Origin of the sequence: Luteolibacter rhizosphaerae (genome assembly GCF_025950095.1) — a bacterium.
Taxonomy (GTDB): Bacteria; Verrucomicrobiota; Verrucomicrobiia; order Verrucomicrobiales; family Akkermansiaceae; genus Haloferula; species Haloferula rhizosphaerae.
Window position 1 is genome coordinate 112,299 of the sequence record NZ_JAPDDR010000009.1, and the last position, 14,778, is coordinate 127,076.

Annotated in this window: 9 protein-coding genes; 5 read left to right on the forward strand and 4 right to left on the reverse strand. The window is 61.8% G+C overall.

The annotated features are described in order from the left end of the window. Positions 1–43: 43 nt before the first annotated feature. The 4 genes from OJ996_RS17550 to OJ996_RS17565 all read right to left on the reverse strand — a co-directional run bounded on the left by OJ996_RS17550 (position 44) and on the right by OJ996_RS17565 (position 7,293). Positions 44–2,650, reverse strand: a complete 2,607-nt coding sequence (locus OJ996_RS17550; protein WP_264514942.1) for a hypothetical protein — start codon at positions 2,648–2,650, stop codon at positions 44–46. Between the two features lie 45 nt (positions 2,651–2,695). Beyond that, positions 2,696–5,302: a hypothetical protein gene (locus tag OJ996_RS17555; protein WP_264514943.1), complete on the reverse strand. Its 2,607-nt coding sequence runs from the start codon at positions 5,300–5,302 to the stop codon at positions 2,696–2,698. 301 nt (positions 5,303–5,603) lie between these two features. Beyond that, complete coding sequence (gene lpxD / locus OJ996_RS17560) at positions 5,604–6,635, reverse strand: UDP-3-O-(3-hydroxymyristoyl)glucosamine N-acyltransferase (RefSeq protein WP_264514944.1); 1,032 nt, start codon at positions 6,633–6,635, stop codon at positions 5,604–5,606. 16 nt (positions 6,636–6,651) lie between these two features. Further along, the gene (locus OJ996_RS17565; RefSeq protein WP_264514945.1) at positions 6,652–7,293 is read right to left on the reverse strand and encodes an OmpH/Skp family outer membrane protein; all 642 of its coding nucleotides are present in this window, start codon (positions 7,291–7,293) and stop codon (positions 6,652–6,654) included. 110 nt (positions 7,294–7,403) lie between these two features. On the opposite strand from OJ996_RS17565, the gene panC reads away from it, so the two are divergent. From panC to tal, 5 genes are all read left to right on the forward strand, one after another. Further along, the gene (panC, locus tag OJ996_RS17570) at positions 7,404–8,249 is read left to right on the forward strand and encodes a pantoate--beta-alanine ligase (RefSeq protein WP_264514946.1); all 846 of its coding nucleotides are present in this window, start codon (positions 7,404–7,406) and stop codon (positions 8,247–8,249) included. A gap of 442 nt (positions 8,250–8,691) precedes the next feature. Beyond that, complete coding sequence (nadB, locus tag OJ996_RS17575; RefSeq protein ID WP_264514947.1) at positions 8,692–10,305, forward strand: L-aspartate oxidase; 1,614 nt, start codon at positions 8,692–8,694, stop codon at positions 10,303–10,305. A 107-nt stretch (positions 10,306–10,412) separates the two neighbouring features. Next, on the forward strand, positions 10,413–11,255 hold the full coding sequence (locus OJ996_RS17580; protein WP_264514948.1) for a hypothetical protein: 843 nt from the start codon (positions 10,413–10,415) through the stop codon (positions 11,253–11,255). Positions 11,256–11,321: 66 nt separating this feature from the next. Then, complete coding sequence (locus OJ996_RS17585; RefSeq protein WP_264514949.1) at positions 11,322–13,661, forward strand: alkaline phosphatase D family protein; 2,340 nt, start codon at positions 11,322–11,324, stop codon at positions 13,659–13,661. A gap of 119 nt (positions 13,662–13,780) precedes the next feature. Then, positions 13,781–14,740 (forward strand): transaldolase, encoded by a 960-nt coding sequence (tal, locus tag OJ996_RS17590; RefSeq protein WP_264514950.1) that lies wholly within the window; start codon positions 13,781–13,783, stop codon positions 14,738–14,740. Positions 14,741–14,778 lie beyond the last annotated feature (38 nt).

Below are 14,778 nucleotides of genomic sequence, written 5' to 3' on the forward strand. Positions count from 1 at the left end.
GGACAAGGTGCCGGTTCATTGTAACCGGCACCGTGCCCCAGCTCTAGTCCTGCTCGAACCAGAAGAACGCCGCGTCTTCCGGAGATGCGAACTCAAATTGGATGCCACGGGAAGCGGTGAACGACACCGAAGACCCCACGGACGCCGGGAGATCGATGAACTCGCTGAGATCCGTGGATTTCTTCCAATCCATCGTAATCTTGTAGCGGCCGCTCACAGGATCTTTGGCAATCAGTTTTCCTTCCGCCTCGAAGGCCGCGACCTGCGCCGGGGTGAAGAAGCCCAGCTTGTTTGCATTTGCGAGGTAGGTATCGACCAACGCGCTTTGATTCACCTGCCAGTCGAAGTTGAGCGCGGCCATGTTAAACTCCGCGGCATCGCTCATTCCGTCTCCGTCCGTGTCGGTGGTGAAAGACAAGGCGGTGCCGCTAAGATTGAGGACCAACGGACTGCCGCCGTCGCTGGTGGGCATGGACAGGGAGGCCGCCTTCGGTCCTGTCCCCGTCGGGGTGAAGCGTACTTTGAAAGTCGTCCTGCCGCCGTAGCCGATCACCGGACTGCTCGGCTGGGCGGTCACGGTAAAGTCGCTGCTGCCGGTGAGGGTGATCTTCGGGTCACCGGTCAGAATCAGGTCGTTAGTACCTCGGCTGATCAAATCAAGCGTGACCTCGCTGCTGCCCCCCGCGACGACGGGTCCGAATGACTTGGTTCCTCCGAGAGATATATTGATCCAGTTCTCCTCGATGGCGATCTCGAAGGGCGCGGGATTGAGATGCATCACATACACCGCTCCGGAAGTCTGGGCATCATTGTTGCTTTGGTTGCCATTCACACCGGTGGCAGAGCTGTCTTCGTACTTAGCCCCTATGACCACCGTATCACCTCCGATCGCCACCACTTCGCCAAAGCCATCCCCCGCCCCCGTGTTGCTGGCCTTCAAATAAGCCTGTCGCGTCCAAGTCGTTCCATTGCGATGGAAGACCCAAGCCGCACCGGAGTACTCGGCTCCGGTGGCGTTCGGGTTACCATTCACTCCGGTGGCATTACTACTGTCGCCGTCGGCTCCTACGACCACCGTATCGCCCGAGATACCCACGGAGGAGCCGAAGCCTCCGCCCAAACTACCGGCCCGGAGCGAAGCCTGCTGCGTCCAAGAGGTCCCGCTACGGGTAAACACATAGGCAGCTCCGGCACTCCTCGCTCCGGTGACAAGCGTATCACCGGAGATCCCAACGGAGGCACCGGCTCCGTCAAAGTCGGCGACTTTAAGGTAAGCTTGCTGGCCCCATGCCGCCCCATTGTGGGTGTATACATAGACTACTCCCTGGCGGGAGGCTCCAACGACCAAGGTGCCGTTTGAGATGGCCACAGACTGGCCGAAGTAGGAGAACTGAGGCGCAGAGTGAGCCTCGATGAGAGACTGCTCCGTCCAAATCCCGCCGCTGCGGATATAGGTACAAACCGCACCTCTCTCCTTCACGGCACCGGCGCCGGGAGCACCCACCGCTAACAGATCCCCCTCGATAGCCACGGAGTTTCCGAAGTTGTAACTGACTCCCGTGGCGTAGTGAAGGACGCCCTTGATATAAGCCTGTTGGGTCCAAGTCGTGCCGCTGCGGGTGAAGACGTAAGCGGCCCCTGAACTGGAGAGCGAGTTGTCGGCTTGGTTTCCGCCCACGCCTCCGGAACTGCTATCCTCGCCGATCGCCCCGACCACCAGAGTGTCGCCGGAGATCGCTACCGACCGGCCGAACAGATCGCCGCTTTCGGTATTGCTGCCTTTCAGACGGGCCTGCTGGGTCCAGACTCCACCGCTGCGGGTGAAGACAAATGCGGTGCCGCTGTTCGAGCCGGTCTGATAACCGTCGATGGAAGCGCCAATTACCACCGTGTTGCCGGAGATTGCCACGGAATCACCAAACCAATAAGCCCGGTGGTTAGCCTTCAAGTAAGCCTGTTGGGCGATGGGATCGATCGTGATGGGATAGCGCGCCCCTTGGTCCTCCACCGCAATGCGGAAGCGCCTCCCCTCTCCCTGCTCGAAACGCACGGGAAGTTTCTTGCCCTCGGCATCCCAAGCCTTGAGGCCACCGTAGCTGAGCGCGCTACCGCCGTGCTCGTGGTGGAAGGAAACGCAATCTCCGCTTTCGTTCACCCGCGGCAGGACGCTACCGCGGGTGCTCAGGTGCAGTTGCAGCGCGGCGCCCGGATCGGCTCGCTCGGGACGAACCCGGATATCCCACCCCTGCTCCAGACCGCGGCTGTCGTTGATGAACCACTCGGTCAGGTTCCCGTCCCGCTGGCAGGAGATCCGTCCCCCCTCGTGAGTGAGTTGCGATGGAGCGGTCGAGGTGGAGAAGCCAAGATCCCCATATCCTGTTAGATCAAGACCCCAGGTCCACGCACCGTCATCCGGCGTGACCGTGAAGCCCTTGCCATCGAACTCCGTGTGCCACTGCTGACCGGGATTGCGGACACGCAGGCAACCGTCGTCCGCGCGTTGCGGCGCATGCTGCGCGGCCTCATGGGCGGCACGGATCGCGGACCAATCGGCGGGGGACAGGCCTTCGGGCACCTTGCCAGCCCCCAAGGGTGCGGCTGCTACAAGACCGGTCAAAGCGAGGACGAGGAGGGAAATCAGGGATTTCATCGCGGATGAGAGAGGTGGTGATCGAGGAAGTCTGAGGTCCGGGTTTCAGTCGGGTTCGATCCTGATCAATGTGGCGTCGTCCGGATACGAGAACTCGAACTCGATATCGCCGGCAGGGTTGACCGATACGGATGATCCGACGGGAGCGGGGAACTCGAGGAAGTCGACAAGGTTCATCGATTTCTTCCACCGCGTGGTGAGCTTGACCCGGCCGTTAGCTGCATCTCTGGCGACCGACGTCTTCTCCACACCAAGGGCCTGGACCTTCATGAGGCCTGCAGCGGCCGTGTTGTTCAGGTAAGTCTTCACCAAGCCGGGCTGATTCACCTGCCAATTGAATCCCAGCGCTGCCATGTTGATCTCCCAAGCGTCGCTCAATCCGTCGCCATCGCTGTCGGGAGCGAAGGCCACACCGGTTCCCGTCAGAGAGAGGACGAAGAGGCTCTCATCCACCCGGTTGGTGGGGATATAAAGATATGCGGACTTGGGGCCCGGGCCGGTGGGGCTAAAGCGCACCTTGAAGGAGGAACTGCCTCCGGAACCGGCAAGGGGGCTGGCAGGCTGGGCAGTCACGGTGAAGTCACTGCCGCTTGTCATGTAGGCCTTGGGCTCACCAGTCAGGATCAGGGGTGACCCGCCATTATTGAGAAGATTAAAGGCGATCTCGATGGCACCACCGAGGTGGATAGGCCCCAACGACATCATCGAACCGCTTTGAAGATTGATCCCACCTGTCACCGCGGCGATGCTAGGAGGTGGCGGGTTGAGATTGATAATGTAGGCAGCTCCGGAGCCACCGGAGCTGTTATTCTCCGGGTCTCCGTTCACGCCGGTCGCATTGCTGCTCTCATCTCTGGCCCCGATTACGACCGTATCGCCGGAGATCGCTACCGCGGAGGCGAAGGCATCGCTCTCTCCCGGATAACTGGTGGCCAGCTTGGGCTGCCGCGTCCACGTGCCACCGCTGCGGGTGAAAAGATGAGCGGTTCCGGTCCGCAAAGTCCCGACCACCACTGCGTCCCCGGAGATTGCCACGGAAGCGCCGAACGCGTCGGCTCCTGTCGGGATATCCGCCTGGAGAGCGGCTCCCTGCGGAGCCCATGTCGTTCCGCTGCGGACATAGATGCTGGCGCTACCGGCCACGGTGTTGTTCTGGTCCTCAGCCATCGCTCCCACCACCAGCGTGTCGCCGGAGAGCGCCACGGCACAGCCGAAGAGCTGATGCTGGTATCCCCTGCTAAGATATGCCTGCTGGTTCCAAGTCGTGCCGCCGCGGGTGAAAACGTAGACAGCCCCGGCGTTCACGGCGGTATTGCCCGGGTTGCGTTCGTGCCACGCTCCGACGGCCACCGTGTCCCCGGAGATGGCAACGCTATATCCGAATTCGTCCCCGGGATCGGGATTGCTCGCTTGGAGCGCCGCTTGCTGCGTCCACTCCGCACCGGTGCGGGTGAAAACATAGGCATACTGCCGCTGGGGAGCTCCCACCACGACGGTATCGCCTGAAATCCCCACGGAACGCCCGAAGTAGTTGATCGCGCCGCTAGCGCCGGCCTTGAGATAAGCCTGCTGACTCCAGGTGCTGCCCTCGCGGTGAAAGACGTAGGCGGCACCGGCGTCGGAAAAGCTGCTGTTGCTCTGATCGCCATTCACGCCGGAGGCATTGCTATCCTCGCGACAGGCACCGATCACGATCGTATCGCCCGAGATGGCCACCGCGGACCCGAATTCATCCTCCGGACCGGTGTTGCTAGCCTTCAGATAGGCCTGCTGGGTCCACCCGCTGCTGCTGCGGGTAAAGACGTAGGCAGCGCCCGACTCGGGAGCATCACCATTCGCCTGGTCTCCATTCACCCCGGTGGCTCCGCTACCCTCATCGGGAGCACCCACAACCACCGTGTCGCCCGAGATGGCCACCGCGGACCCGAAACTATCACCCGGACCGGTGTTACTCGCTTTCAGATAGGCCTGCCGGGCGACCGGATCGATGGTGATCGGGTAACGAGCGCTCAGGTCATCCACCAAGATGTGGATCTCTCTCCCACCGGTTTGCTCGAAACTTACCTCCAGCTTCTTGCCGTCCGCATCCCACGCCTTAAGCCCGCCGTAAGTCAAGGCGCTCTCGCCCTCCCCATCTTGGAAGAAAACACTGTCCCCCCGCGCGGAGACCTGCGGATGGACATTCCCGCGGCTTGCTAACTGAAGCCGCAGCGGCTCCGACAGATTGGTCCGCTCCGGACGCTTCTTGATATCCCATCCTTGCTCAAGGCCGCGGCTGTCGTTGATGAACCACTCGCTGAGGTTCTCATCCCGCTGGCAGATGATCCGTTTTCCGTCGGATCGGAGCGGCGAAACCTCTGGCGGCAGTTCCAGCTCGCCGTAGCGGGTCAGTTCCAGCCCCCAGCTCCATGCCCCGTGATCCGGCGTGATGGTGAAGCCCCTGCCATCGAATTCCGTGGACCACTGCTGCCCCGGATTACGAGCGACCATACGACCGCTCTCCAGAGGTTTCGGAGCATGCCGGGCCGCTTCATAGGCAGCCCGAATACCCGCCCAGTCGGAAGGCGCCACACCTTCAGGCACAATCGGGGTAGCCTCATTGGCCAAGACGATTCCTAGAGACCCGGCAAAAAGGGAAAGGAGGGTTTTCATCGAGAGGGGTAGGCGGCAAAGGACGCCGGGGTCCAGCCCGTGAGCCTATGATCCAACCTATCCTACAAAGACAACAGAAAGATATGAACGCGGTCCACCTCCCTTTTGTGAAAATTGCGTGCGCTTTTTCGACTATTCTCTCCATCGAAGAGTGCTGCACCAAGTGCTGCTCACCCACCAGACATCTGATTGCGCAGCCGAGATTCCCTCGCCATCAGGGCCAGCCCCGGCCTCTTGCCCCCTCATCCCTGCCGTTTTTGTAGCGATGACTAACCGCCCTCCGAATAGCCAGAACTCCACTTCACTCCGGAGCCGTCTTCTTCTCCAAGGCCTTTACCCGCTCCACCAACTTCGGTAACTGGCGAATCAGGGCCCGCGAGCGCTGTTCTTCCATGAAGGGGCGTGCCGGCATTCCACTGTAGGTCTGCCCGCCTTCCAGATCTGCGGTCGCACCGGCTCTTCCAGCCAACACGGACTTTGCGCCGATCGTGACATGCCCCCCCACCCCGGCCTGCGCGGCCACCACCACGTAGTTCTGGACGCGAGCGCTGCCGGCGATTCCGGCTTGGGACACGACAAGGCAGTGCTTCCCGATCTGCACGTTGTGCGCGATCTGCACGAGGTTATCGATCTTCGTTCCCTCGCCAATCACCGTGCGACCGAAGCGAGCTCGGTCGATGGTGGTGTTCGCACCCACTTCGACATCATTCTGGATCTCCACGATCCCGACTTGATCGACCTTCACATGGCGGCCCTCGACGAGTTCATAGCCGTAGCCGTCTGAACCGATCACCGCGCCGGGTTGGATGATCACCCGATCGCCCACGAGGCAGCGCTCCCGCACGGAAACGTTGGCGTAGAGCAGGCAATCGCGGCCTACCTTGGCATTCTCGCCAACCACGGAATTCGGCCCGATCTCCGAGCCCTCGCCGATCTCGGCACCCGCCATGATCACGGCACCGGCATGGATCCGAACCTTGGCCGGATCCAGCTTCGCGGAATCGTCCACCACTGCCTTGGGATGAATCCCCGGCGTGAAGGTCCGCTCCACCGAAGCGACGAAGTGTTTCACCGCCAGCCCGAAGGCGAAGGACGGATTCTCCGCGGCAATCAAGGCGCAGCCTTCGGGCCCTTCCTCCACTCCGCGCGGCACGATCACCGCGCCCGCCCGCGTCACCAGATACAGGGCGCGATACTTCTCGTTGCCGAGGAAGGACAACTCGGAGGCTCCCGCTTCATCCAGTGAAGCAATGCCATCCACCAAAAGATCGAGCTCGCCGCGGACGATGTCTCCATCGACCAAACGGGCGAGCTCGGAAAGAGTCAGGGCCACCAGAGTAGAGCTGGAATCACTCGCCCGGTGCCGGAGCTGGCTCGGGAGCGGGAGCTTCGCCTTCGGTCGGCTTGCTTTCGGCCGGAGCGTCCTTGTTCAGCTCCTTGAGCAGCACGGCGGTGATGTCCGTTGCGTCCTTGGTGTAGAGGAAGAAGGGAACCTGCGAGGTGCTGAGGCCGGACTTGTCGAAGACGTAGTCAAAGTCTTCACCCTTGGCCTTTTCTTCCACCAGCTTGCGGATCTCTTCAAGGATGCCCTTCATGCGCTGGACCATCTTCTCGTTGAGGCCTTGGTTGCGGCGCTGGAGGAACTCGCGGCGCTCACGGTCGAGGGCGATGCCCTCCTGCTGCTTCACGTTCCACTCGTTGAAAACGGTTTGCTTCTTGGAGTCCGCGATCGAGGGGTCCTCGAACTGCTTGCGCATCGTCTGCAGCTCGGTGTCGAGCTGGCGGATGCGGTCAAGGCGTTCGTTGTTGTCCTTCTGGATCTTGGCGCGCTCGACGTTGATCTCCTTTTGCGCCTCGTTGGTGCGATGGTATTCCTTGAAAAGCTGCTGCATGTCGACCGTGGCGATCTTCAGCTTGCCTTCCTGAGCCGCGGCGGCTCCGCACAGGGCGGTGGCGGCTACGAGGGCGGTGATACGGCGAATGATGGTCATGAATGGAGGTTCCCCTTGGGATTGAAAGGACGTTGAACCGAAATTCCCGGAGCGTCAACGCCCCATCCGGCCCTTGCGGTGACAGGTCCGGCGCAGCATCTTCCGCCGTCATGCGCACCGCAGCCACCGCCCCGGATCTCCGCCGCGAAATCGCCTCCCTGCCCCGCCCGCTTGTCCTCGTCCCGACCATGGGAGCCCTGCACGAGGGGCACCTCGCCCTCGTCCGCCGTGCCCGGGAGGCGGCCGGGGATTCCGGCACAGTGGCGGTCTCGATCTTCGTGAATCCGATCCAGTTCGACCGGCCCGGCGATCTGGCGGCCTACCCGAAGCCACTGGAGGACGACCTCGAAAAATGCCGCCAAGCGGGCGTGGACCTGGTCTTCACCCCGGAAGCCGGATCGATGTATTTCCCGGACCGCTCGATCACGGTCACCGAGTCCTTGCTTTCGACCCACCTCTGCGGGGCCACCCGGCCCGGCCACTTCGACGGGGTCTGCACGGTGGTGCTGAAGCTCTTCAATCTCTTCCAGCCGGATGCCGCAGTCTTCGGCGAGAAGGACGTCCAGCAGCTCGCCATCCTGCGGCGCATGGTCCGGGATCTCGATGTGCCGGTGGAGATGATCGGCTACCCCACCGTCCGGGAGTCGGACGGCCTCGCCATGTCCTCCCGCAATGTCCGCCTGAGCCCGGAGCACCGCAACGATGCCCCGCGCATCCGCCGCGCGCTGGAAGGCGCCCGCTCGCTGCTTCAATTCGGCGAACGCGCCGCCGCCCCCTTCCTCGCGGCCGCACGGAAGCATTTGGAAGAATCCCCGTCCCTCCGGATCGATTACCTGGAGCTGGTGGACGCCGAGACCCTCCAGCCCGTGGGACAGATCAGAAAGCCAGCAGTTCTAGCAACGGCGGTGTTTTATGGGGACGTCCGGCTTATCGATCATGTGGGGCTGCTGCCCTAAGAATATTAGCCCCGGGTCAACGGCCTTTCCTCTCGCGGTTCTTCGCCAACTCGGAATGCAGACTCTCCGCATTGCGGCTGTAGCTGAAGCGATCTGCTTCCGAGTACACAAATCGCAGCCTTCCCCGTGCTCGAAGAATCGCGACGCCGACGTTGAACCCGACTCCCAACGCGGCCGAGACCCAAAACAAAACCTCCGCAACCGTCTGAAGCCTCTCCTGAGTCAGAAAGATTATTCCTGCAAAAGAGATCGCGATGAGCAACCTGCCGAGATTGTTGATCCATCTCCAAATGCCATACCGCATCGTGATCACAACCAACCCTATTACAGGGGAGGGACCGTAGAAGCACGATTTGCGTCGGGAGTCTCACTGTAGGCCAATGATGCCCTGACGGTTTTTGCCCTTTTCGTCACGTTTCATGTCGCCATCCTCCCCGCCTCCATGACGTGCGACTTTCTGGTGATCGGCGCGGGCATCGCCGGTCTCTCCTTTGCGATCCGGGCGGCAGCCCACGGCTCCGTGATCGTGCTGATGAAAGGCACGGCCTACGACTCGAACACCGCTTGGGCGCAGGGAGGCATCGCTTCGGTGCTTCCGGAAGGACTCCGGGACGAGGGAGACTCAGTCGAACTCCACATCGCCGATACCCTGGATGCCGGGGCCGGGCTCTGTAACGAGGAGGTTGTCCGCACCATCATCACGGAAGGAGCGGCCACGATCGACGACCTCGTCGGTCACGGCGTGAATTTCGATCGCGAGAACGGTCACTATCAACTGGGCAAGGAAGGCGGCCACTCGAAACGCCGCATCCTCCATGCGCGCGACACCACCGGGCGGGAGATCGCCGAGTCCTTGGTAGAAGTCGCCCGCCGCACGCCGAATCTCACGCTGCTGGAGCACCACTTCGCCATCGACCTGATCACAACCGGCAAGCTGGGCATGGTCACGGAGGACCGCGTGCTGGGGGCCTACGTGCTTGAGACCAAAACCGGCGAGGTGAAGATTTTCCGATCGGATCGCGTGATGCTGGCGACCGGCGGCTGCGGCAAGGTCTACCTCTACACCACAAATCCGGACTCCTCCACCGGCGACGGGGTGGCCATGGCATGGCGGGCCGGGGCCAACGTGGCGAACATGGAGTTCATCCAGTTCCACCCCACCTGCTTCTACAATCCCGCGGCGGTGGGCGCCGAGGCCCGCTCCTTCCTGGTGAGCGAGGCGGTCCGTGGTGAGGGCGCGATCCTGATCAACTCCCGGGGTGAGGATTTCACCAAAAAGGCGGACCCGCGGGGCTCACTCGCCCCCCGCGACATCGTCGCCCGGGCGATCGACCGGGAGATCAAGCGCACCGGCGCACCCTGCGTTTACCTCGATGTGACGCACAAGCCCCCGGGCTTCATGCGGGAGCGCTTTCCTTTCATCCACGAAAAGCTGCTGGCCTTCGGCCTCGATTGCGAGAAGCAGCCGATTCCCGTCGTCCCCGCAGCCCACTACCAGTGTGGCGGGGTGGTCACGGACGTGAACGGCAAGACTTCGATCCGCGGACTCTACGCCGTGGGCGAGGTTGCCTGCACCGGACTCCACGGCGCCAACCGACTGGCATCCAACTCCTTGCTCGAAGGAAACGTCACTGCCCGACGAGCCTTGGAGGATATCCTTCACCACTACGGGGTGGAGAAGAACGGCCCGGAATTCGTGGATATCCCCGGCTGGCACCATGGCGACGTCGCCGTGCCGGACGAGTTGGTGGTCATTTACCACAATTGGGACGAGCTCCGCCGCCTGATGTGGGACTACGTTTCGATCGTGCGGACGGATAATCGCCTCCGCCGTGCGGCCACGCGTTTGCGTAATTTGAAAAAAGAGGTCCGCGAGTTCTACTGGGGACACCGCGTAACCGCGGACATTCTAGAGTTGCGCAACCTCGTCGCAGTCGCTTCTCTGGTGGTCGACTGCGCGATACGACGCCGGGAATCGCGGGGACTCCATCATACCTTGGACTACCCCGGACCGGACGAAAGATTTCTCGGAGATACCGTCCTCCGGCGATTTTAAAAAGCAAACGAAAGATGGGAAGATTCGAGACCCCCCGCTCAGAAAGCTCACCCGCCCGGCCCAAGTCCGGTGGTGTGGCGTGGTCGTCTCTTCCCGTTTTGCTCGTCTTGTTCTCCTTTTCGTCGCCGTCCGCAGCTCAAACCGCGACCACGACGAATGCGGCCCTGCCGCGTGTGGTGATCCCCACCACCACGAACCGCAACGTCGCACCGACCCGACCGAGCGGTCCCGCCAAAGGGATCCTCTACCCATGGCGGCAGAATATCACCGCCACGGTTTTCTGGGTCGGCGAGATGCCTACCCAGAACAATCCGACCCCGAATCACAAGTCCTCCTGGGACCAGAAGTGGGCGGAGAACTTCGGCGGTTACGACAATCCGGACCCCGGCTCCCGCATTGCCGACCATCGCAGCGGCGAGTTCCGCCCCAAGAATTTCACCCCGCGGCTGAATCCCTTCTACGTCGCCCTGCCCTATAACGACGTGGCCGGATGGGCCGCCCACAAGCCGGAGGCCTGCAAGGTCATCCCGTGGTTCGCCCGCATGAAGCCGGATCCGGGCAAGACCGTGCTGAAGGGCCGCTGGATCCAGATCTATAACGGCAAGCGCAGTTGCTACGCCCAATGGGAAGACTGCGGTCCGTGGGTCACGGACGATTGGGAGTACGTTTTCCAAGGCAAACCGCCGAAGAACACTTCCAACAAAGCCGCCGGCATCGACATCTCTCCCTCGGTCCGGGACTACCTCGACCTGCAATCGGGCCAGAAGTGCCACTGGCGCTTCGTGGAAGCCTCTCAGGTGCCTTACGGCCCTTGGAAAAAGTATGGTCAGGAAGGCGGAGCCGCCGGTCCTGAAGCCGACGCCCAACGCCGCTACCTCGAATACCTCCGCAAGCTCCGCGACGAGCAATACCAGCGGAAATCGAAAACGGAGATGGAGAGCGGACGCTGAACCCGCTCCTTGGCCTCCCCAAAACAACTCACGGACCGGCTCTTATGAATACATAGCACCCCGGTCGTGATCCTCCGTTTTCTCCTCCCCTTTCTTGCTGCCGTCGTGATCTCTCACGCGGCCGAGCCCTTTGTCCCGGATATCGCCGGAAATGCCACCCGTCCATGGCCCGGCAAGGACTTCTGGTCCAACCCTGCCGAAGACTGGAACCTCTCCCAAGGTCGCTTTGAAAACACCTTCTCCGGCGGCAACAGGAACATCGTGCTGCTCACCGCGGAGATGGGCTCCAAGTCGGAACCCTTTAGCGCCAAGGTAAACCTCGAACAAATCTCCTTTGAACTCTTCGGGGATGGTTTCGTGGGCTTCCAAGCCGGACTGCAAAGCCCGTCCGGCGACTACCGGGAAACCGCGGTTTCCGGAACCGGCTTCGGTGCGGGTATCGATTTCAAGGGCCGCCCCTTCATCGGGAATCCCGGAGGCAAGGCCACCGCCCTGCCTCTGCCCTTGCGCGGCATTACCTTGGAGTTGAAGGGCGAACCCCAGGCAAGCGGTACTTACGAACTCCAACTGACCGCGCTGGATGAATCAGGCAAAGTGTTGTCGGTCGCGAAGGCCACTGCCGAGCGGAGTTGGCTGCAAGGCATGATCTCCCTGACGAGTTCGACCCAAGCGCCGCCGAAAGTGGATCTCACTACTGCACGCCCGGCGCAGATCCCTCCGATCTCGCAGCAACGGGATGGAGAAGGGCGCTTCGCTCTCTCGAAGCTGGTTCTTGCGGGCGAGAAATTCGAGCTCCGTCCCGAGCAAGCATTCGGACCCGTCCTCTGGACCACTTATACCTTTGATAACGATGGAACGCTCTGCCTGCTCGCACAGGCAGCGCCCTTCGCCCGTAACGAGAAACTGGAAGGAGAGCTGACCTTGGAAGGCAGGGATCCGCAGAAAGCGAATCTGGACGCCGCTTCGCGCACGCTCCGCTTTCGACTGCTCAAGGTCGACCCCACCAAGGACCACCCTTTCCAAGTCACTTTGGCGGGGGATGTTTACAAGGGTATCGTGCGCGCTACGCCAAGAGGTCGTCCGGTGAAGGTGGCATCCCTATCCTGCAACGACGCGGTCGGTTTCCCACACCACGATCTCGTGACAAATGTCGGGGCCCAGGAGCCCGACCTGCTGGCCTTTCTCGGGGATCAGATCTACGAGGAGATCGGCGGCTACGGTCTGCTCTACGACCAGCGCCCGAACGACCGCGCCATCGTCTGCTATCTCCGCAAGTATGCCCTGCATGGCTGGACGTGGCGTGATTTGCTCCGCGATCGCCCTTCGATCACGCTCCCGGATGATCACGATGTCTTCCACGGCAATCTCTGGGGTGCGGGAGGAAAGGCCGCGGAGGTCTCTCATGGATATTCGGGACCGGCCCAAGACTCCGGCGGCTACAAGATGTCCCCCGAGTTCGTAAATTCGGTGCACCGCACCCAGACGGGAAACCTGCCCGATCCGGGTGACCCGGCACCCTGCCGCAGCGGCATCTCGGTTTACTTCACGCGTCACGCTTGGGGCCCGTTGGACTTCGTGATTCTGGCCGACCGCCAGTTCAAGTCCGCGCCAGCCCCGCTCTTTCCGCAGGCCCAGATCAAGAACGGTTGGAGCACGGATGCGGAGTGGAATCCGAAGACCGATTCGGTCGCGGCGGATTCAGACCTTCTCGGGATCCGACAGGAGAACTATCTCGCACGCTGGGCGAAGTCTCCGGCGAAGGATGCGAAGTTCCGCATCGCACTCTCGCAGACCCCCTTCTGCGCTCCGCAAACCTTACCAAAAACCGTGGAGGACGATAGCGAGGTGCCGAATCTCAAGATCTATCCTGCCGGAGGCTATGCCCAGAATGATGAACCGAAGCCGGACTTCGACACCAACGCTTGGCCCCAAGCCCCTCGTCTGAAAGCCCTCAAGCTGCTTGCCGAAGCCCATGCGGTCCATCTCACCGGCGACCAGCATCTGGGAAGCACGGGCCAGTACGGAGTGAGCGGATGGAACGACGGACCTTGGTGGGTCTGTTCGCCTGCCATCGCGAACATCTGGCCGCGACGCTGGATGCCACTTGAAGAGGGCAAACACCGTAGGGACGGCGCGCCGAAATACACCGGCGAGTTCTCAGATGGCTTTGGCAACGCCATCACCATCCACGCCGTGGCGAATCCGCATGACGATTCCCGGGAGCCTTCACATCTCTACGATCGCGCTCCGGGCTACACCATCACCACCTGGGAACCTTCCAGCGGTCACGTGAAGATCGAGAACTGGCCTTACTGGGCATCTCCTGCGAAGGCGGCACCTGACAACAAGCCTTATGACGGTTGGCCCATCGTGATCGATCCGGCCAGCGGCAAGCGCTTGGAATGAAACACGTTTCTTAAGGCCATGAGGGGCTTTTGACGAATCCGCCACGATGGTATGATTCCCCGCTGCGGACACTTTTTACCCTCGCCATTTCCCTCATTCGGCCCTACCCCGCCCCCGCCATGAGCGCCACGCAACTCGACCAACTCAAGCAGTTCACCACCGTCGTCGCCGACACCGGCGATTTCGAGTCGATGAAGGCCTACCAGCCTCAGGACGCGACCACGAACCCGTCGCTCATCCTCCAAGCTTCCGAAAAACCGGCCTACAAACACCTCGTCGACAAGGCCGTGGCCGAATTCAAGGGCGGCTCGCTTTCCGGCCAAGAGCAGATCGATGCCGTGCTCGACCGCATCCTCATCCTTTTCGGCCTTGAGATCCTCAAGATCGTTCCGGGCCGTGTCTCGACCGAAGTCGACGCCCGCCTCTCCTTTGATACCGAAGCCACCGTCGCGAAGGCTCATCAGCTTATCGCCGCTTACGAGAAGGAAGGCATCTCGAAGGACCGCGTGCTAATCAAGATCGCCTCCACCTGGGAAGGCATCAAGGCCGCCGAGATCCTCGAGAAAGAAGGCATCCATTGCAATCTCACCCTGCTCTTCTCCTTCGCCCAAGCTGTCGCTTGTGCCGAGGCCGGCGTGCAGCTGATCTCGCCCTTCGTGGGCCGTATCCTCGACTGGTACAAGGCCTCCACCGGCAAGACCTACGAGGGTGACGAAGATCCGGGCGTGATCTCGGTGAAGCAGATCTACACCTACTACAAGAAGTTCGGTTACAAGACCGAGGTGATGGGTGCATCCTTCCGCAACAAGGGCGAAATCCTCGCGCTTGCCGGCTGCGACCTGCTCACCATCAGCCCGGGCCTGCTCGGCGAACTCCAGGCTTCCACGGAAGCGGTCGAGCGCCGTCTTTCCCCGGAAGCTTCCGCTGCCGCCGATCTCACCAAGGTCAGCTTCGACGAGAAGTCCTTCCGCTTCGCGCTGAACGAGGACGCCATGGCCACCGAGAAGACCGCTCAAGGCATCCGCGCCTTCGCGGCAGATATCGTGAAGCTCGAGAAGCTCGTGGCCGGTCTGCTCTGAAGCCTTCGGTGCACTCAATTCGACAAGCCCGCGTGTCG

Coding starts and splice junctions, on each gene's coding strand:
- tal (WP_264514950.1), top strand. CDS start 13,781: ATGAGCGCCACGCAACTCGACCAACTCAAGCAGTTCACCACCGTCGTC.
- OJ996_RS17565 (WP_264514945.1), bottom strand. CDS start 7,293: ATGACCATCATTCGCCGTATCACCGCCCTCGTAGCCGCCACCGCCCTG.
- panC (WP_264514946.1), top strand. CDS start 7,404: ATGCGCACCGCAGCCACCGCCCCGGATCTCCGCCGCGAAATCGCCTCC.
- OJ996_RS17550 (WP_264514942.1), bottom strand. CDS start 2,650: ATGAAATCCCTGATTTCCCTCCTCGTCCTCGCTTTGACCGGTCTTGTA.
- OJ996_RS17555 (WP_264514943.1), bottom strand. CDS start 5,302: ATGAAAACCCTCCTTTCCCTTTTTGCCGGGTCTCTAGGAATCGTCTTG.
- nadB (WP_264514947.1), top strand. CDS start 8,692: ATGACGTGCGACTTTCTGGTGATCGGCGCGGGCATCGCCGGTCTCTCC.